Raw genomic sequence first — 19,385 nt, 5'->3', positions numbered from 1 at the left:
ATTATAACAAGTTTAACCAATCACTTCTAGCAATACCCCCTCTTCAATTAAGAATAAGGAAGCTTTAGCTGCTTTGCCATCAATCGCCTGCAAATAATTGCAGTAACTTTGCAGCTGCGGACGGTATTCGCGACACATACGCGCTTTAAACGCCTCCAGGCTTTCATCCGGGCGACGTTGTGAGCTCTTGTAATCAATGACTTGCCAATAGTTATCGTGCGGAACCACCAAATCCATCACCAGCAATTTGCCATTCACATCATATAAAGGCCATTCGAATTGCACTTGCGGATTAGCAAAAATGGCTTTCAGCTCCTCATGATTCAACGTTTTCAATAATAGCTGTTGTAACCTGACGAGCGCTTGCTCAATCCCTGCTTCGCTATAGCCTGCGCTCAGTAACTGATAACGCATCAGCGATGCACCCTGTTGTAGACGCTGCTCATCCCACCTTTGTACTCGATCCAAGGCCATCATTTGTAACCAGGCATGCGCCACCGTACCTAAGATCGCCTCCTGATCACTGATAAACTGCCAAGTACCTGACTGAGTGCTTGCCGCATGGGCTAATTGCTCACCTAGTTGTCGATGCGGTGCATAATGCTGCGCCAATTGCGAAATTGTCTGCTCACTAAAACGCACAAAATCAGCCACCTCAATTGGCTCGCTGGATGCCGTCTGCTGTGATAATTTAGCTGTGCCAATCAATGCCCCTGCCGTCTCATTTTGCTCGGCCGCTTGTGCAGCTAAATAATCTTTTAGGGTCGCTTTAATCTCCTCAATATTGAATGGTAGGGCCTGCTTAATATGATGATAAAACTGGTTTTTACTCGGCGACTTAACTTCTAATTCACCATTTTTTTCATTGAGAGGCATTAAATAAAACAGATGCAGGGCTTGGCAAGGCCGTGTGGTCGCCACATAGAGTAAACGCGCTTGCTCTAAGGATTCACGATAATCTTCACGACTTTTTAATAACTTACTCATCACATCTTCAGCCGCACCATGCTGCCTTGATGGCACCGTCGCAATTAACAAGCCAGGTTTGCTTTGCCCCTCTACTTCATATTCATAAGGTTCAAGACGCAACAGCCGCTCCTGACTACCACGCGATTGAGCATGCAATCCATACAAGATCACCTCCTCAAACTGCAAACCCTTGGCCTTATGAATGGTCATAATTTCTACTGCGGCACCAGCCACCACGCTCTCGGCGTACAACTCCGCCATATGCTGCTCCAATACCTCAAGATCTGGGCTACCATAGGGTGCTAATTGATCTAAGAGGGTGAAGACCGATTCAATATCTGCCCTTTCGGAGGGCTTTGCATAAAGCAAATGGCCACCCAATTGCTGCCAAATCATATTGACCCGTATCGCAAAGCTTAAGCCCTGCTGCTCGGTATTTTGATTTAACATCACTTCACTCACATGCTTAAAGCGCGCAAACTGCTCCGCCCCCAAACGGGCAGGCATCGACGCATCCGCCAAGGCATGACGGATTTGCTTGATCACATTAAGCTCTTCCTTGCTGCCAAAGAGGCAGTGCAAGCTGTTTAAGCTTAAACCACAAAGCGGTGAACGAAATAATGACAACCACGCCACACGGTCGTAGCGATAAGTTAAGGCGCGAATAATTTGCATTAAATCCATCACGTAAGGCTGTTCACTCAGAGGGAACATATCCACTGCACGTACGGGAATATTGGCTTGCAATAAACGCTCATTTAAACGCCCCAAGGCCTTACGATTTTTCACCAAAATAGCAATGGGTTTTTCAGCCCTTGCATGTCGTGCCAAGGCTGCACTCACTAGCTCTACCACTTTTTGCTCAGCCGCCTCAATCGCTTCGGCTCTGGAGTCAACCCCTTTAATCTCTTTAGTGGCGTAATAAAAGGGATAATGCGTGACCGCTTCTAATGCGCCTGGGCCATGAAAAGATACCGAATGTTCATAAGGGACAGCGCCGAATTCCTCGTTATATTCGGCAGGAAAGCTCTCTTGATAAATCTTGTTGTTCCAATCGACTATCCCTTCAACAGAGCGGAAATTTTCTCTCAAATTCAACACTTCCAGCGGCACATGATTCAGTCTTTTTTCACTCGCAACTTTAATAAAAAGACCGACCTCGGCCTTACGGAAGCGGTAAATCGACTGCATGGGATCGCCCACCAAAAATACCGTACGACCGTCTTGCGGTTGCCAACCGGAGGTCAAAAGTGCCAATAAATCAATTTGCAACTGACTGGTATCCTGAAATTCATCCACCAATAAATGCTGAATTCGGGCATCCAATGCCAATAGTAAATCCGCTGGTTCATCCGCACTACCTAAACCATTTAAAGCACTCAGTGCCACCTCGGTAAAATCCACCGCCCCGTCGGCAATATACACTTGATGCAACTGCTCCAAGGCAATGCTCAGCACCTTCGCAAGCTGCTGATAAATAACTAGCTGATCATTATTTAATAGATGCGTCGGCAAGGATTTAACTGTGACCAAAGCGTCTATCAGCTCTGGACTAAAGTCAGTATGCTTTAAATAATCCACCAGCGAGGCCTTAAACGGTGCTTTAGGCGCAACCCCATGTTTGATGGTCAATTGCTTCCGAATGCTATTTCCCGTGGTCAATAGCGACTCTGCTAGCGCCTGCCAACGCTCCACATCATCGGCACTAACAGTTAGCGCTTGACTATCAACCGCTTTGAGAGACGCCAAGGGTGGCCAATGTTGAGCCCAAGCCGCTAATAGCGGTATATATTCCGTCTCAAAACCTAAGGGTAATGCATCCTTTACCCGTTGTATCGCACGTGTCACCAATAATTCCATGCTTTGCACCATGGCGATGATACTTGCTTGAGGATCGCTCAAGACATCCTGCCATTGATCACGGATCTGCAGCATTTCTACCAAAGCACCTTCCAAATGCGCTAGATCCACATTAAGATGACTTAAGACTGCCTGCAACTCAACTGACTGGTCAATTTGACTCAGCGTCAACAAGGCGGCCTGCCGGTATTGACGATACAAAGAATCGGAAATCTCCAAGCTACCCCCGGTCTGTGAAGACCAAGGCATGGTCCGCACCAAACCTGAGCTCAAGGAGTCAAAGGTCATGATGCGTAAGCGACTTGGATACTCTAATAAATGCCAGTCTTTTTGCTCATTGCGTGCTAAGACCTGTCGAGCTAATTGCCAACTGTTTACTTTATGCTCTTCCACAGGCTGCGGCTCCAAACCGGCGCGCAGCTTTTCTAACACACGATTGCGCATTTCACCGGCAGCCTTACGGGTAAAGGTAATGGCTAACACTTGTTCAGGCTGTTCCACAATGGCAAGCAGGGCCAAAATGCGATCGGTGACTAACTCGGTCTTACCGGAACCAGCCGGGGCCTGTACTAAAAAGGAGCTATCTGCTTGCAAAGCACGCTGGCGTTGGGCCAGATCAGAAGGCTTTTTACTCATCATCACTCTCCTCTTCCTCAACGCTTTGCGACAATCTTAAAAAGGGTAATACCTCACAATAGTCCATATCTTTTTTATCTTCATAACGATTAGCCGCGAAGCCATTGGAAATCTCCTCGGCCAAGCTATGTAACTTAGTTTTCCACACCCTTAATAACTCCTCAAAAGCGGCGGCTGTTTTTTGCTCTACCCCTTTGCTGCTTTCTTCGAGCGACCAATTCACTAGACCAATACCGCCAAAACCCATCTTGCCGGGTTTTAAACTGGCAAAACCTACCCCACCAATATCACTTATCGCATGCTCACCATAGGCGGCGTATAAGGGCAGCTGTAAATCGATGGGGCGCTCTCGATACCAATGCTTTTTATAATTTGGCAAACTACCGGTTTTATAGTCTAGGTACAAATAGCTGTTATTTTCTAAATAATCTATTCGGTCAACCGTCACCCGTAACTGTATGGAGGCTAAAGGTAGCTGCACCTTTTTCTCAAGCTCCTGCACGCTAAAGCTTAACTCGCGCTTTTGCTCCAAGCTTAAAAAGTGAAATAACTGATTTTTGGCATACTCTTTTTCTAAGTTCAGTAAGGCATTGGAGTCAAATAGCAGCTCCTCCTTTGCACAAACATCCACCACCTCTGAGATTTTGGCTTTAAGCGCATTCTCATCCATTGCCTGTAAGCTATGTTGATCACGCACCCCTTGCCAAAATAGCTCTAGGGCCGCATGCATAAAGCTCCCCCTTTGCATGCGATCAAGCTCATAGCGAGGATAGGAATGAAACTCACGCATATGCAATCGATAGACTGCAAAGGCCCAAAGCGGGTTCTTGGCCTGTAAATCAATTAGCCTTGTGCCGCCAGATAATAACCCCGCCACCGGCGGCCCGTAATTATCCTGCAAAAATTCAAGCTCCGCCGCTACCAGCTTATCGCTCACAGCGTCCACAGTGCATTGCCCCTCGATGGTAAGCCATTGATCCTCGGGTAGGTATTGGGCTAATAAGGGGGAGACCTTGGTCGGCATTTCGCCACTAAAGGCATGCCAACTAATATGAATCTGCGGCGCCGTGCTTAATAGCTGCTCTAACATGGCTTGAGCCCATTCAAACTCCCGTTGCTGATCTGAACGTGGTGCAGCTACTCGCTGTAGTGCAGTTTTAGGAATCAAGGGATTGGGTTTAGGGACCGTGGGTAAAACATCATCTTGCAAACTTAATATCCACACAGCATCCCACTTGGCGCCCTCGGCCTCCAACATACCCAACACATCTAAGCGTGCTGTGGCAGCTCGCTGAGGTTGGAAAATTTGTTGACTACATAAGCGCTCAAATAAATGTAAGGCCTCAGGTATAGACATCGTGTCTAGCAGCGGTGATAAAGCAGCCGCATTTTTCAAGGTCTCATCAAAGGCCTGACATACTTGATACTGCACCGAACTCAACTTAGCGATACCGGGAAAGTTAAAGAGCTCGAAAAATGCTTTAAATATCGCTAAGTGCTGATTAAATTTGAGGGAACTAACCGTGCCAAAAAGCGCAAACGCTCGCTTTGTTAAGTCAACAAACTCATCCGAAATCTCATAAAAGAATTGTTGCACTTCAGCTTTTTTATAGCTGATTTTATTGGCTTCACGCAACTTTAAATCAATGGCATGAATCTCATCTGACCAGGCTGAGAGTAAAGCCTCCTGCGCTAATAGTAAAGCTTCACCCAGCGCTTGAGTCGCGATGCGGCCACTACTTTCTAAGGTAATAAACAGACGTAAACAAGCCAAGGCTGAACGTACAATCGTCCAATCACTTAAAGGGCGCCCAATGGCTACGTTATAGAGCAAATCAGTTTGTAGTCCGGAAGCCTGAAGACGCTCATGCAAATAGCGACGTACGGTACTATTCTCGCTTTGTAATAAGGGATCGATAATGGCAAAACGACCAGTAGGATGCGCGGCTAATTGAGCCTTAGCCCAATCTACTGCGGCTTCCAACTCCTCGCGCCGACTATGTGCTTGGTACACGCTAAGCTGCGCTGCTAGTTGATTATCATCATGCAAGCGATAAAGACTCGCCCCCAAGGCTTGGCAGGCTGCTAATAAGGCTGATTGCGTTGGCGACAACTCTCTAAAGCCTAAGAGCACAATTGCTTTTCCCGACAACAAAGCACTGGCAGCATTGCCCTCTTGTAATTGCTGTAATAACCATTGATCCCGTAATGGGCCATCAATGGCATCACGCTGTTGTAAAAGTGCTAAATAATGCTGTTTAATGCTTTGATACTCACGGTATTCGGGTGTTAGCTCGGCATCCTCTACGCGAATCGCCCAATCTGTTTCTAGGGTATGGGCCTCGGCCAAGACCCGGGCTAGTTTACTAAGATTTAGGGTGCTTAATTGCTGCTCTTCTAGCACCGCTTCCCAATACAGTAAGGCGGCAAAACGACTGAGCTGCTTGGCGGCAGGCACCGCAGCCACCGCAAAGGCGACACGCTCTGTGAGTGACTCGGTAAAAACCGACCAAGGCTGTATGCGTGGCAATTCAAAAACCTGTGCAGTTTCACGCTTTGCACTAATTAAGAGCCGCTTTAGATGAATGGCCATGCGGTTATTGACCGTCACCACCATAGTCTCAGAGGCTTCTAAATCAAGCAGTTCTTGCTGTGATATACGTATCAAACCATCTAGCATATTGTTATTTGCCTAAAAAATTCTTCGATAAAGCATTCTAACGCAGGATCTTAACGCCCTAAATACACAAAAGCGCCTACAAAGATTGTAAGCGCTTTTGTGCTTGACTCAGCGAAGCGAAGCTTATGAAAATAAGGCTTCTGCCTGCTTTCTTAATTCAAATTTCTGAATCTTACCAGTGGCAGTTTTTGCTAATTCACCAAATACATAGTATTTAGGACGCTTAAAGCCGGCCAAGCGCTCACGACAGTACTGGTCAAGCTCCTCTTCGCTAACCTGAGCGTCGTCTTTGAGCTCCACAAAAGCAACCGGGACCTCACCCCATTTTTCATCGGCAAGTGCGACCACCGCTACATTAGCCACTGCTGGATGCTTATAGAGCACATCCTCAACCTCAATACTGGAGATATTTTCACCGCCAGAAATAATAATATCCTTACTGCGGTCCTTAATCTGCGCATAACCGTCAGGATGTAAGACGCCTAAGTCACCCGTATGGAACCAACCGCCAGCAAAGGACTTCCCAGTCTCAGCGGGATTCTTTAAATAGCCCTTCATCACGATGTTGCCACGGAACATTAATTCACCGATCGTCTTACCGTCAGCAGGCACAGGCTCCATGGTTTCCGGGTCTAACACAGTTAGTGCACCCTGTAAGGTATTACGTACGCCCTGGCGCGCTTTTTGCGCCGCCCGATCTTCAACCGATAACTCATCCCACTCAGGCTTTTCTGCACAGACCGCTGAAGGACCATAAACCTCAGTCAAACCATAGACGTGAACCATATGAAAACCCATCTGCTCCATCCGCGCTAATACCGCCTCTGGAGGCGCAGCACCTGCTACCATGGCGCTCACCGGATGGTCGATCCCCGCCTTCATCTCCGCAGGCGCATTGGCTAGCGCCGCATGCACCACCGGTGCAGCACAGTAGAAGCCTACACGCTCTTGGCGAATTAAATCAAAGCAGGTCTTTGGATCGAATTTGCGTAAACACACGTTAACACCACCGCGTGCAGCAATCGTCCAAGCAAAACACCAACCATTACAATGAAATAAGGGCAAGGTCCATAAATACACTGGACGCTTTGGCATATCGAACTCTAAACTTTGCGCAATCGCATTTAAGGCGGCACCACGGTGATGATAAACCACCCCCTTAGGGTTACCGGTGGTACCAGAGGTATAGTTCAAAGCAATCGCATCCCATTCGTCCTTAGGTAAAACCCAATTATCTAGATCCTCAGCGGATTGCAAAAAGCCTTCATACTCAATGTCACTGAAGGGCTCCACGTCCTTAGGGCCTAATTCATCATTGACCTGAATTATTTTAAGTGCGGGTAAAGCCTTTTTAATCTCAGGGATGTGCGGCGCAAACTCGCTATCGACCAGTAAGAACTCGGCCTCACCATGTTGTAAACAGTAGATCAGACCCTCAGTTTCTAAACGCACATTAAGTGCTAATAAGACGCCGCCTGACATCGGCACACCAAAACCAGCCTCAACCATGGCCGGCGTATTATGTAAAAGCGTAGCAACCGTGGTACCACGATCGGCCCCGTTTTGTCTCAGGGCAGCAGCCATTTGGCGACAGCGATGATAGGTTTCAGTCCAGTTCTGACGGATTGAGCCATGCACAATCGCCAAATCATCACCGAATACCTCATGTGCCCGCACTAAAAAATCAATAGGTGTTAAGGGTGTATAGTTAGCCTCATTTTTACCCAGACCTGTCTCAAAATCAGCCATCATGTCTCCTTATATAAAAACTGATTCCTATGTATTTTAATTAGTAATAAAATTATGACATTGATCTAAATTAAATGACTAATCATATTTGAGCACTTAAGACTAAAGTCATAGCTCTACCTAAGGTCGCTCCCTAAAACTTATGCGCGGGGATGATGCTTTTGATGCAAGGTTTTTAATCGCTCGCGTGCCACATGGGTATAAATCTGCGTGGTAGAAATATCAGCATGCCCTAAGAGCATTTGCACCACGCGCAAATCCGCTCCATGATTCAGTAAATGTGTGGCAAAAGCATGTCGCAACACATGGGGTGATAACGGCACCTGTATATCCTGTTGCTTAGCGTACTTTTTGACTAATTGCCAAAACGCCTGCCGACTCATGGCACTACCCAAGCGGGTAATAAACACCGCATCATCAAGACGACCCTTGAGGAGTTCTGGTCTGGCCTCCAACAAATAGCGCTCCAACCAGTACAAAGCCTCTTCACCTAGGGGCACGATCCGCTCTTTGGAGCCCTTTGCCTCGACCACGCGCAAAAACCCCTCTCTCAACGCCAAATGAAAAACTCTAAGTGCAATCAACTCACTCACACGCAGTCCAGTCGCATACAGCGTCTCTAGCATGGCACGGTCTCTCAAGCCACCCGGCGTTTTCAAATCAGGCGCGGCCAACAGCAACTCCACCTGCGATTCACTAAGACTTTTAGGAAAGCGTGCGGCCTGCCGGACTGCTTTGATATGCAAACAAGGATCCTCCTCCATACGATGATGTTGCATGGCCCAGGCATAGAAACGACGCAAAGTCGCCAAACGTCGATTGGCTGTGCTCGGCTTTGTTTCTACATGCATTTGCGCCAACCAAGCCTGAATATCCTCAGCCTTCACCGTAAATACACTCACAGCTGGGCGCTCACGTTGCAAAAACTCGATAAAGGCATGCATATCCTGACGATAGGCAGCTAAGGTGTTTTTAGCTAAACCGTCCTCTAACCACAAGCTGTCTAAAAAAGCGGAGAGTTCATTTTCCTGCATTTTAATTCCGATTTAAACGCTGATAATTTCAGCTATACTAAACGATGCTTTAAACCATCGCTTAATTATATATAACGCATTATGAATATATAACGTATTATGAGCATTTTATACCTACTTCTACCTGATATTATCCTAGTGGCACTAGGGTGGTTCATGCTCAATAAGCTCAATTTTGCCCGTGAGTTTTTTGCCAATACAGAAAAGATGGTCTATTTTCTGATGTTTCCGGCCTTGCTCTTTCGCTCGGTACTCGCTAGCCCACTTAGTATCAGTACCGCCGGCGCTTCGCTGCTCGCCTGTGTCTTACTAGCCCTTGCTGGTTTATTGCTAGCGCTCGGTAGCCGACTATTTCTCACCGTCGATCAGCGTGCGCTCAATTCCACCCAACAATGCGTTTATCGTTTCAGTACCTATTTAGCGCTCTCTATTGGACCTGGCGTCGGTGGCACCGATGGCCTAGCGATCATGGCGGTATTTATCGGCTTTACCGTCCCCTTAGTCAATGTCATGGCAGTGCGTGCTTTAGCAGCCGAAAGTGGGGGCGGTGTATTAAAATCCATTATCAGCAATCCCCTCGTCATCACAACTGTGTTGGCGGTGAGTTTAAACCTGCTCGGCTTTAAGCTACCTGCGGTACTTGATAATACCCTCCTAAAACTTGGTCAAGCATCTATTCCGCTTGGGCTGATTTGTGTCGGGGCAGCACTTAAGTTGAGAGAAGGCACGGTCAATGCACCGATCGTGGCTTGGATGACGATCACCCGGCTCGTGATGATGCCGCTGTTTGCCTTATTAATCGCCATTGTAGTCGGCTTTAGCACACTACAAACACAGATGTTTATGATTTTTGCCGCCATTCCAACAGCGCCCGCCGCCTATGTGCTAGCTGTGCGGATGGGTGGCGATGCACGGCTGGTGGCCAATATTATCTCGGTTCAGACCCTAAGCTGTTTGCTGACTCTACCTATTTGGCTCTACTTCATTGTAAAAAGTGACTTCTTACAAACGATTACAAATTATTTTTAAAATAAAAGCACTGAATTAAGTCAAAATTTAATTTATTTAACAAATAATTAGCACCCATATCAAGAATTCACATGAAGCAAGCATTAAGTAATTATCGCCTTTTTCTAGCAGATGAAGCGGCGAGTTGCGCCTTGGCAAGTAATCTAGCCAAATCAATTTTTCCTAATTTATCAGAGGGTTACGAGCTCGACCTGAGCGATTTTAGCGGTGCACGGATTTATTTACACGGGGATCTAGGCGCTGGTAAAACCACCTTTGCCCGCGCATTTTTACGCGCTCTTGGTGTAAAGGGCAGAATAAAAAGCCCTACCTACACCCTACTTGAAAGCTATAATGTTTCTAGCTTATACTTATATCACTTTGATTTTTATAGGTTTAATGATTCTGACGAATGGCAAGAGGCCGGATTTGAGGAGCAACTCCTGGAGCGGGCGGTCGTCTTAGTCGAGTGGTCAGAAAAAGCAAATGAGCAGCTCCCTCCTCCTGATTTAAGGCTTTACTTAACTTATCAAGAGGCGGGGCGTGAAGCCGTGTTATCGGCAGTTACAGACAAAGGGAAGCAATGGCTAAACAATTTAAACTCACAGACAGAGGTATAGCGCGGCGCCGTGCCTTAGGCTTTGCGGGTAGCGTGTTGACCCTAAGTGTGATGCCCAAGTGGGCCCAGGCTGCTGCCGCTCAAGTGTTAGCAGTACGTACCTGGCCGGCAGATGAATACACTCGAGTGACGTTAGAGCTAAGTGCACCGCTTAACGCTGAGCATTTTATGCTCGACAATCCAAATCGTTTAGTAGTGGACTTACAAGGCATTAGCCTAAACCAAGCACTTAACTCCTTAGTTTCCCAAATTAAACCAAATGATCCCTACATCCGTTCCATTCGGGTGGCGCAAAATCGTGCCGATGTGGTGCGTTTAGTGATGGATCTCAAGCAACAGATTGCGCCGCAAGTATTTACCTTAAAGCCTATCGGTAATTATCAGTACCGCTTAGTTCTTGATCTTTACCCTAAAGTTGCACATGACCCACTGATGGCTTTATTAGATAGCCCCGGCGATGATCCCTTAGCGAGTGTCATTGATCAGTTAGGCAGCAGCCGCCCTACCACCAGTGCACCAACCGTACAAGGTCAGGTAGCTCCTAAAGCACCGGCAGCCCCTCCCACAAGCGGCAGTCGCAATCGCGGCTCACGTCCTGTGCTAATTGCGATTGATCCTGGCCATGGCGGTGAGGATCCTGGCGCCATCGGTCCACGTGGCACGCGCGAAAAAGATGTGGTACTGGCAATTTCCAAGTATTTGCGTGATCAGATTAATGCGCAGCCGAATATGCGTGCCTATATGACACGTGATGCAGACTTCTTTGTACCTTTACAAGTACGAGTACAAAAAGCAAGACGGGTTAAAGCTGATATTTTTATTTCGGTGCATGCGGATGCCTTTAGTAATCCAAGCGCTCGTGGTACCACGGTCTTTACACTGTCGACCAAGGGCGCCAGTAGCGCCGCTGCCAAATGGCTGGCCAACAAAGAAAATAATGCCGATATGATTGGCGGTGTAGATTTCGGCGCACATGATCGCAGTACTGCCAGTGTATTACTGGATATGTCGACCTCACAACAGATTCAGGACTCCTTAAAAATCGGTCATCGCGTGTTAAGCTCCTTAGGTAAAATTAACGGGGTTCACAGTCGTCGCGTTGAGCAAGCAGGCTTTGCGGTGTTACGTTCACCAGATATCCCTTCGATTCTGGTTGAAACGGCCTTTATTTCTAATCCCAAAGAGGAGCAATTCCTCCGCTCATCTAGTAATCAACGGGCCATCGCTAAGGGGATTTTAGGTGGCGTTCAAGCCTATCTTGCAACCAATCCTCCCTTAGCTAGACTGGGCTAATGACTAGCTTAACAATTTGATGATTGTTAAAACCGCTTGATAAAAATCGAGCGGTTTTTTAATATGTACGGCATGAGTCAAAGAAAAGAAATTCGCCCCCTGCCTGAGCAATTAATTAATCAAATTGCTGCAGGCGAAGTGATTGAGCGCCCTGCTTCGGTGCTAAAAGAGCTATTGGAAAATGCCATTGATGCGGGCAGCACAGAAATTGAGGTGCGTTTAGAGGGTGGGGGGATACGCCGTATTTGCGTGATTGATAATGGTAGTGGCATACCGCAACATGAGTTGCCTTTAGCCTTGACACAGCATGCCACCAGTAAAATACGCAGCTTAGAGGAGTTAGAGTCAGTCGCCTCCATGGGCTTTAGGGGTGAGGCTTTAGCCTCCATCGCCTCGGTTAGTCGGATGACGATTAGTTCACGCACGGCGTCGCAAGATCATGCCTTTAGCATTTGCGGCACTTCTAAAGAAATCAGCCCGGCCGCCGGTGGTATCGGCACCACGGTGGATGTGCGACAACTCTTTGAGCATATCCCCGCTCGACGCAAGTTTTTAAAAACTGAAGCCACGGAATTCGCTCATGCTGTCGATACCTTGGAGCGTTTGGCGATGGCCAATCCACAATTAACGCTGAGAGTGTTTCATAATCAAAAGCCCTATAAGCAATGGCAAGCCACGGATGCTTTTCAACGTGTACGTGATGTGATGGGCAATGAGTTTATGGAGCATGGTCTGGAAGTGCAGCTGGATCATGGCTTGGCCCGTTTACATGGACTCATCATTCACCCCACCGCCGCCCGTCCGCGGGCTGATAAGCAGTATCTTTTTGTGAATGGTCGTTTTATACGTGACCGCGCCATTAGCCATGCCATTCGTCAAGCCTATAGTGATGTTTTACATGGTGAGCGTCAGGCTGCCTATGTGTTGTTTCTTGAGATTGCCCCTGAACTGGTCGATGTGAATGTGCATCCCGCTAAAAGTGAAGTGCGTTTTAGAGAGGCAAGTGCCGTTTATCGCTTATTTATTCAGGCCTTGGGAGCCGCACTTTCTAATACGGGCGGACAAAACCGTAGCGATGCCAATGCCGTGATGAGTAGCTTGGCTCGTAGCGGTGACGATATCGCCTTATCAACTACCCCACAGCCTACTAGCTACAATGCGGATACAAGCAACTACCCTGAAGCGGCAATTTCTAGCAATGCATATCCGCAGCAGCCTGGCAATGATTACCGTCAAAACGCCTTAAATTTGACAGCTGCAGGTGATTGGCGTACTACCTATGCGCCGCTTACCACAAGTAGCACAGCAACAAGCCACACGACAGCTACAACAACACCTACAGTGAGCCCGCAGCCAGCAGAAACGCAGGATGCGAACGATGATTTTCCTTTGGGCATGGCAATTGGTCAATTGCATGGTATTTATATTTTGGCGCAGAACCGCTCCGGCCTTGTATTGGTAGATATGCACGCTGCCCATGAGCGAGTGCTTTATGAGCAATTAAAACAACTTCATAACCAACAAGATATTGTGGTGCAAGAGTTTTTAGTGCCCTACCTACTTTCTTGCAGCGAAAAAGACGTTGCTATTGTCGAGTCGAAACCTGATCTGCTAATGGACTTAGGCTTACATCTCAGCCCTAGCGGACCTAAAAGTATTAGTGTGCGAGGGGTGCCAGCCCTATTGTCGCGCGGTGATATTGAAAGTATGGTACTGGGTGTTTTAAAGGATATCGCTGATATTGGCAGCAGTGAGCGTTTAGCCCTACAGCGTAATGAAATCCTTGCTACCATGGCGTGTCACGGTGCCATTAGAGCACGCCGTATACTGACGATCAACGAGATGAATGCACTACTACGCGCCATGGAAGCCACGGATAAGGCGGATAATTGTAATCACGGTCGCCCTACTTGGTTCCAATGGTCGATGGGTGATTTGGATAAACTATTTATGCGCGGCGAGTAGTTGCAACATGAAAAAACAAATTCTCTGTATATGCGGTCCCACCGCTGCCGGTAAGTCCGCTGCGGTTTTAGCCTTAGCCAAGTTAAGACCCATTGAAATTATTGCCATGGACTCGGCCACCATTTATAAAGGCTTGGATATTGGTACTGCAAAAGCCAGTGCCGCAGAGCAGGCGCAAGTACCACATCATTTATTAGACATTCGCGATCCACTCGCAAGTTATAGTGCGGCGGACTTTGTGAGTGATACGCTAGCGCTCATTCCAGCGATTCAAGCACGTGGTAGTCTACCCGTAATTGAAGGTGGCACCATGATGTATTACAAAGCCCTACGTGAAGGTTTGCATGATTTACCCAAAGCCGATGCCACACTACGGGCTGAGATTGAGGCAGAGGCAAAGCGCATCGGTTGGCCTGCCATGCATCAACAGCTTGCCTCAGTGGATCCAACAACGGCAGCACGTTTGTCGCCCAATGATAGTCAACGCATTGCGCGTGCCTTAGAGATTTACCGTATCAGCGGTAGCACGATGTCGGCCTTAATTGCTACGCAAAAAGCGCCATCGCATGATTATGATTTTGTGACTATCAGCCTGGAACCACGTGAGCGCAGCCGTTTGCATCAACAAATTGAAAAGCGCTTTAAGCAGATGCTGGCTATGGGCTTTTTAGATGAAGTACAAAGCCTTTATCAGCGTCCAGACCTGCATCCCGATTTACCCTCAATCCGCTGCGTCGGTTACCGCCAATTATGGGACTATTTGGCCGGTAACTGCAGCTATGAAGAGGCGGTAGAGCGTGGCATTGCTGCCACCAGACAATTGGCAAAGCGCCAAATTACTTGGTTGCGCAGTCAACCTGAACGAATTCAAATTGACTGCTTTTCTGAGAATGTGCCAGCACAGGTCTTGCGCACGGTGCGTCAACTGGCATTAATTGATTAAATAGTGCGATAGTGCGAGCAACTACTCCTTAATCAATACTCGCGGACCGTCGCCTTGGGGCACAATCTCACCCACGTGGTAGACGGTCTCACCCGCTTCGCTTAACTGCGCCTTGACCGCATCGGCAGCTTCAGCAGCTACGACTATCACCATACCCAGACCGCAGTTAAAGACACGGTACATTTCTTGGGTATCCACATTACCCTGCTCCTGCAACCAAGAGAATAACGGTGGCAACTGCCATTCACCCTTGTGTAGATGGGCAGCTAAGCCCTCAGGCACAACCCGCGGGATATTTTCCAATAAACCACCACCGGTAATATGCACTAAGCCCTTAATCGCCTCACCATGCTGCTCAATAGCGGCTAGTACCGGCTTAACATAAATGCGGGTCGGTGCCATGATGGCATCAGCAAAGGTAGCGTCCTCAAACGGATCCTCAGGTTTAATGCCGGCGCGTTCAATGATTTTGCGGATTAAGGAGTAACCATTAGAGTGAGCGCCACTTGAGGCTAAGGCTAATACCACATCACCAGCTTTAATTGAGGCGCCGTTAATCACCTTAGACTTTTCAACCGCACCGACCGCAAAACCCGCTAAATCATATTCACCCTCGGGATACATGCCGGGCATTTCTGCGGTTTCACCACCAATTAAGGCGCAGCCAGCGAGCTCACAGCCTTTAGCTACACCACCTACCACGGCGGCAGCTTTATCGACTGCCAATACCCCACAAGCAAAATAATCCAAGAAGAATAAAGGCTCCGCCCCTTGAACTAAAATATCATTAACACTCATTGCCACTAAATCAATACCAACCGTGTCATGCTTATCCCAATCAAAGGCCAAGCGCAACTTGGTACCTACCCCATCGGTCCCAGCAACCAACACTGGCTCCTGATAACGCTTAGGCACCTCGAATAAAGCACCAAAACCGCCCAGACCGGTCAAAACCCCTTCGCGCATGGTTTTTGCTGCCAAAGGCTTAATACGATCAACTAAAGCCTCACCGGCATCAATATCCACACCGGCATCGCGGTAACTTAAAGGGGAGTTTTGCTTATTTGTCATGAGAAATATACCCAAATATGTAAGAATAATGATTATTGCTAGATGTTAGTGCAGTCCGCTGCGCAACACGTAGATTATCCTATTTTACGATAAATTATCAATCAGCTGTGCCTGAGTGATAACAATGATTTTGAATGATTGAGCAACTGCCATTGGCTTTATTACCAAGCCAAGATTTTAGTTTTGATAATTTTGTGCCGGGTGAAAACTGGGAAGCGCTCAGCCGGCTCATGGATTGTGCGCCCGGCTCCATGCTGTATCTCTTCGGTGAGCCTGGTAGCGGTAAAAGCCACCTCCTTAAAGCGCTGGCTGCGGAGCGTGCAGCTGCGGTTTATTTTGCGGCGGCGGATTTTCCGACGGACTTAAACGCCTGCCTTGAAAACCAAGCTCAGATTGTGGCAGTTGATGATGTACAGGATCTCAATGAAGCACAGCAAATGACGTTGTTTGACTTGATTAATTATACGCATCGTCATAAAAATCAGGCAGATGCCATTAGTCTCATCAGCGCTGGCGATCAAGCGCCACTTAATATGCCGATTCGTGAGGATCTACGTAATCGCCTCGGTTGGGGCTTAGCCTATAGGCTACACTCGCTCAAAGACGAGGATATTGTGCTAGCGATTCAGCAGCGAGCCTATGAAAAAGATTTAAAAATCAATTCAGAAGCCACTGATTGGCTGTTAAAAAACACGGAGCGTAATATCCGCTCATTATTCGCTTGGCTGGATGCTTTAGACCTATACTCTATTGCTAAGCGCCGCCAAGTCACCCTAAACTTAATTAAAAACTTTATTCAAGAAGCTGAAATTAATCATCACTTATGAGTATCACAACAAAAACACTCGCCCTCTTCGATTTAGATCACACCCTTCTTCCGATTGATACCGATTATGAATGGATCGAATGGCTTAGTCGCAATCAGCTAGCTGGCGACCCAGCCGAGGTGGCACGCAGAAATCAGGAAATCATGGATAAGTATGATGCCGGTCAATTAACCATTGAGGAGTCGGCCGCCTTTGTTTTAAGCTTTTTGGCGATGCATACACCCTTTGATTTAAGCAAATATCATGAGCGCTTTATGGCTGAGGTTGTACGTCCAGCGATCACCGAACAAGCCTTTGACTTAGTGGATCGCCATTTACGTGAGGGCGCTTTATGCTGCCTCGTCTCAGCGACTAATACCTTTGTCATCCAACCGGTTGGCCGCGCCTTTGGTTTTGAGCATATTATCGGCACTTCACCCGAGTATATTAATGGTCGCTACACCGGTCAATTTGTTGGCGTTGCCTCTTATCAAGAGGGTAAAATCACCCGGGTTGAACAATGGCTCAATGGCTTAGGTAGCAGCTTAGATGCCTTTGAAAGCATCTATTTTTATAGTGATTCGATGAATGACTTGCCCTTATTACAAAGAGCCACCCACCCGGTTGCCACTAACCCTAGCCCTGCCCTACGTGAGCTTGCGCAAAAAAACAACTGGGCAATTATCGATTTATTTAAATAATCAGCATAGCTTATGGGCACAGAACATAAACTCTCCATCAATACTTTTTTAAAAAAGCTGTTTAAGGTCCCTCAACACGAACAAGCGACTAAGGGCCGTGCTAATAAAAAGCATCGAGGCTCAAGCAATCAGCCTCAAGCCATTATGTATGATGCGGCTGAGCATCAAATACAAAATCACCTGATTTCGCGCAATGCGATTAAGGTCTGTCAAGTACTACAGGATGCCGGTTTTGAAGCCTATATCGTAGGTGGCGCAGTACGCGATTTGATTTTAGGCCTACAACCCAAAGATTTTGATGTAGCGACAAATGCGACCCCAGAGCAGGTTAAACCCTTATTTCGTCGAGCCCTAATCATTGGACGTCGTTTTAGATTAGTGCATTGCCTATTTGGTCGTGAAATTATTGAGGTTTCAACCTATAGAGCAGCATCGACGCAAAAACAGCATACGGATGAATTCGGTCGTGTGCTCAGTGATAACGTCTACGGCAATCAGGCTCAGGATGCTGAACGGCGTGACTTTACCATCAATGCCCTGTATTACGATCCGATTGCTAAAACGCTAATTGACTATCATCATGGTCTACATGATATTCGTCACCGTCTGGTACGCATTATCGGTGATGCGGAGGCACGCTATCGCGAGGATCCGGTGCGTTTACTGCGGGCTTTGCGCTTTCAAGCCAAGCTCAACGGCAGCTTAGAAGCGAGTACCGCTGCACCGATCAAATCCATGGCCAAGTTACTGCTTAATGTACCCGAGTCCCGTCTGGCCGATGAATCATTAAAGCTGCTTTGTTGCGGCAATAGCAATCTCTGCCTGCAGTTAATTGCAGCACATGGACTGAGCGATGGCATTTTACCTTTAATTAATTTATTGCAACAACAACTTGAACATAACAAGTTTCTACAAATTGCTTTAGAAAGAACAGATTATCGTATCCGCAGCAGTAAGACGGTAAGTCCAAGTTTCCTATATGCTGCCGCCCTTTGGCCCTTGGTCAGTGAACGCTGGCGCTATTATCAAGATGAACACAAAGAGCCGGTCGTGCCCGCCTTGGTTCAAGCAGCGCATGAAGTATTAGAAAAATTTGCCCGTCATCTCTCACTCCAACGCCGTCAAAGCAGTGATATGCGGGAGATTTGGTTTATGCAACCACGCTTTGAAAAGCGCTCATTACGTGCTATTTATCGCATGTTTGAACAGCCACGTTTCCGTGCGGCTGTTGATTTCTTACAGATTCGTGCGGCGGCCGGTGAGTTTGATAGTGTACTTGCTCAATGGTGGATGGATTTAGCTGATGCTGATAGCGATGAGCGTAGCGCCATGCTCACTCAATTGCCTCAGCCGTCACGTCAACAGCGCGCCACCACCGGCATGGATGGCGAGGCAGTCAAAAGCAAGCGTAGACGGCGTCCGCGCAAGCGCAATTATGCCAATCGCAAACGCAAAGCTATGGCGGCTCAGGCAGAACCTACATCAAGCAACACGACCAAAGGGAGTGGTGCTCATGAGTGATGCAGCAGTCATGCATCAGGCCTATATTGCCTTAGGTGCCAATCTTAATTCTCCGGATACAACGCTTGAAGCCGCTATCGACAGCATTGCTGCAAGCCCTGGTATTAAGCTACTTAAGCGCTCCTCACTCTACCGTAGCCCGCCCTTGGATGCGGACGGTCCGGACTATATTAATGCGGTGGTAGAGATTGTGACGAGCCTGCAACCCTTGCCACTTTTACATCGCTTACAAGCCATTGAAAATGCCTATGGCCGCGAACGTGCCTATAGAAATGCGCCGCGCACCTTGGATCTGGATATCTTGCTCTACCAAGACTTTAGCTCCGATAGTGCGGAATTAAGCGTACCTCACCCCCGCCTGCATTTGCGCAGCTTTGTTTTGATGCCATTAATTGAAATTGCTGGCGATATGCAGCTGGCTCAGGGAAGTGCCTCAGAGCTACTCAAAGCAGCATTGGCTTCGGGGCAAATTATTCATAAACTCTAAGAGGTATGAAAATCGAGTAGGGTGAGGTTTGCACCTCATCCCT

The 19,385-nt window shown here is 47.6% G+C and carries 14 protein-coding genes; 9 read left to right on the top strand and 5 right to left on the bottom strand.

Features of this window, described 5'->3' with window-relative positions:
• Positions 1-12: 12 nt before the first annotated feature.
• From HMPREF3144_RS00865 to xerD, 4 genes are all read right to left on the bottom strand, one after another.
• Positions 13-3,468 (bottom strand): UvrD-helicase domain-containing protein, encoded by a 3,456-nt coding sequence (locus HMPREF3144_RS00865; RefSeq protein ID WP_246823820.1) that lies wholly within the window; start codon positions 3,466-3,468, stop codon positions 13-15.
• Complete coding sequence (locus HMPREF3144_RS00860; protein WP_070475737.1) at positions 3,458-6,145, bottom strand: PD-(D/E)XK nuclease family protein; 2,688 nt, start codon at positions 6,143-6,145, stop codon at positions 3,458-3,460. Before HMPREF3144_RS00860 ends, HMPREF3144_RS00865 begins: the two co-directional genes overlap by 11 nt.
• 123 nt (positions 6,146-6,268) lie before the next feature.
• Complete coding sequence (locus tag HMPREF3144_RS00855; RefSeq protein WP_070470834.1) at positions 6,269-7,897, bottom strand: acyl-CoA synthetase; 1,629 nt, start codon at positions 7,895-7,897, stop codon at positions 6,269-6,271.
• Between the two features lie 137 nt (positions 7,898-8,034).
• Positions 8,035-8,928 (bottom strand): site-specific tyrosine recombinase XerD, encoded by an 894-nt coding sequence (gene xerD, locus HMPREF3144_RS00850; protein ID WP_070475734.1) that lies wholly within the window; start codon positions 8,926-8,928, stop codon positions 8,035-8,037.
• Between the two features lie 156 nt (positions 8,929-9,084).
• Between xerD and HMPREF3144_RS00845 the strand changes: the two genes are divergently transcribed.
• From HMPREF3144_RS00845 to miaA, 5 genes are all read left to right on the top strand, one after another.
• Complete coding sequence (locus HMPREF3144_RS00845) at positions 9,085-9,957, top strand: AEC family transporter (RefSeq protein ID WP_048767654.1); 873 nt, start codon at positions 9,085-9,087, stop codon at positions 9,955-9,957.
• Between the two features lie 71 nt (positions 9,958-10,028).
• Entirely contained in the window at positions 10,029-10,556 is a 528-nt protein-coding gene (gene tsaE / locus HMPREF3144_RS00840; protein WP_070475731.1) for a tRNA (adenosine(37)-N6)-threonylcarbamoyltransferase complex ATPase subunit type 1 TsaE, read from the top strand.
• A complete protein-coding gene (locus HMPREF3144_RS00835) occupies positions 10,520-11,848 on the top strand; it encodes an N-acetylmuramoyl-L-alanine amidase (RefSeq protein ID WP_036560736.1) in 1,329 nt (442 codons plus the stop codon). Before tsaE ends, HMPREF3144_RS00835 begins: the two co-directional genes overlap by 37 nt.
• A 72-nt stretch (positions 11,849-11,920) precedes the next feature.
• Positions 11,921-13,813 (top strand): DNA mismatch repair endonuclease MutL, encoded by a 1,893-nt coding sequence (mutL, locus tag HMPREF3144_RS00830; protein WP_026156735.1) that lies wholly within the window; start codon positions 11,921-11,923, stop codon positions 13,811-13,813.
• 7 nt (positions 13,814-13,820) lie between these two features.
• Positions 13,821-14,756, top strand: a complete 936-nt coding sequence (miaA, locus tag HMPREF3144_RS00825) for a tRNA (adenosine(37)-N6)-dimethylallyltransferase MiaA (RefSeq protein WP_018025631.1) — start codon at positions 13,821-13,823, stop codon at positions 14,754-14,756.
• Between the two features lie 21 nt (positions 14,757-14,777).
• Here miaA and purM read toward each other — a convergent pair whose 3' ends face one another.
• Positions 14,778-15,827, bottom strand: coding sequence for a phosphoribosylformylglycinamidine cyclo-ligase (gene purM, locus HMPREF3144_RS00820; RefSeq protein WP_018025630.1), 1,050 nt, complete (start codon positions 15,825-15,827; stop codon positions 14,778-14,780).
• A 134-nt stretch (positions 15,828-15,961) separates the two neighbouring features.
• Between purM and HMPREF3144_RS00815 the strand changes: the two genes are divergently transcribed.
• From HMPREF3144_RS00815 to folK, 4 genes are all read left to right on the top strand, one after another.
• Positions 15,962-16,654, top strand: coding sequence for an HdaA/DnaA family protein (locus HMPREF3144_RS00815; RefSeq protein WP_048767656.1), 693 nt, complete (start codon positions 15,962-15,964; stop codon positions 16,652-16,654).
• Positions 16,655-16,656: 2 nt separating this feature from the next.
• The gene (locus HMPREF3144_RS00810) at positions 16,657-17,334 is read left to right on the top strand and encodes an HAD family hydrolase (RefSeq protein ID WP_026156734.1); all 678 of its coding nucleotides are present in this window, start codon (positions 16,657-16,659) and stop codon (positions 17,332-17,334) included.
• 144 nt (positions 17,335-17,478) lie between these two features.
• The gene (gene pcnB, locus HMPREF3144_RS00805) at positions 17,479-18,855 is read left to right on the top strand and encodes a polynucleotide adenylyltransferase PcnB (protein WP_371441264.1); all 1,377 of its coding nucleotides are present in this window, start codon (positions 17,479-17,481) and stop codon (positions 18,853-18,855) included.
• The gene (folK, locus tag HMPREF3144_RS00800; RefSeq protein ID WP_070475725.1) at positions 18,848-19,342 is read left to right on the top strand and encodes a 2-amino-4-hydroxy-6-hydroxymethyldihydropteridine diphosphokinase; all 495 of its coding nucleotides are present in this window, start codon (positions 18,848-18,850) and stop codon (positions 19,340-19,342) included. Before pcnB ends, folK begins: the two co-directional genes overlap by 8 nt.
• The last annotated feature ends 43 nt before the right edge of the window (positions 19,343-19,385 follow it).

It is taken from the genome of Oligella sp. HMSC05A10 (assembly GCF_001808335.1).
GTDB classification, from domain to species: Bacteria; Pseudomonadota; Gammaproteobacteria; order Burkholderiales; family Burkholderiaceae_B; genus Oligella; species Oligella urethralis.
This window is presented reverse-complemented; position numbering and strand designations above follow the sequence as displayed.

What these genes read in the sequence shown, in the direction of transcription:
- HMPREF3144_RS00855 (WP_070470834.1), bottom strand. Translation starts at nt 7,897, where the DNA reads ATGATGGCTGATTTTGAGACAGGTCTGGGTAAAAATGAGGCTAACTAT.
- mutL (WP_026156735.1), top strand. Translation starts at nt 11,921, where the DNA reads ATGAGTCAAAGAAAAGAAATTCGCCCCCTGCCTGAGCAATTAATTAAT.
- HMPREF3144_RS00860 (WP_070475737.1), bottom strand. Translation starts at nt 6,145, where the DNA reads ATGCTAGATGGTTTGATACGTATATCACAGCAAGAACTGCTTGATTTA.
- pcnB (WP_371441264.1), top strand. Translation starts at nt 17,479, where the DNA reads ATGTATGATGCGGCTGAGCATCAAATACAAAATCACCTGATTTCGCGC.
- purM (WP_018025630.1), bottom strand. Translation starts at nt 15,827, where the DNA reads ATGACAAATAAGCAAAACTCCCCTTTAAGTTACCGCGATGCCGGTGTG.
- HMPREF3144_RS00815 (WP_048767656.1), top strand. Translation starts at nt 15,962, where the DNA reads ATGATTGAGCAACTGCCATTGGCTTTATTACCAAGCCAAGATTTTAGT.
- HMPREF3144_RS00835 (WP_036560736.1), top strand. Translation starts at nt 10,520, where the DNA reads ATGGCTAAACAATTTAAACTCACAGACAGAGGTATAGCGCGGCGCCGT.
- HMPREF3144_RS00865 (WP_246823820.1), bottom strand. Translation starts at nt 3,468, where the DNA reads ATGATGAGTAAAAAGCCTTCTGATCTGGCCCAACGCCAGCGTGCTTTG.
- folK (WP_070475725.1), top strand. Translation starts at nt 18,848, where the DNA reads ATGAGTGATGCAGCAGTCATGCATCAGGCCTATATTGCCTTAGGTGCC.
- HMPREF3144_RS00845 (WP_048767654.1), top strand. Translation starts at nt 9,085, where the DNA reads ATGCTCAATAAGCTCAATTTTGCCCGTGAGTTTTTTGCCAATACAGAA.
- tsaE (WP_070475731.1), top strand. Translation starts at nt 10,029, where the DNA reads ATGAAGCAAGCATTAAGTAATTATCGCCTTTTTCTAGCAGATGAAGCG.
- miaA (WP_018025631.1), top strand. Translation starts at nt 13,821, where the DNA reads ATGAAAAAACAAATTCTCTGTATATGCGGTCCCACCGCTGCCGGTAAG.
- xerD (WP_070475734.1), bottom strand. Translation starts at nt 8,928, where the DNA reads ATGCAGGAAAATGAACTCTCCGCTTTTTTAGACAGCTTGTGGTTAGAG.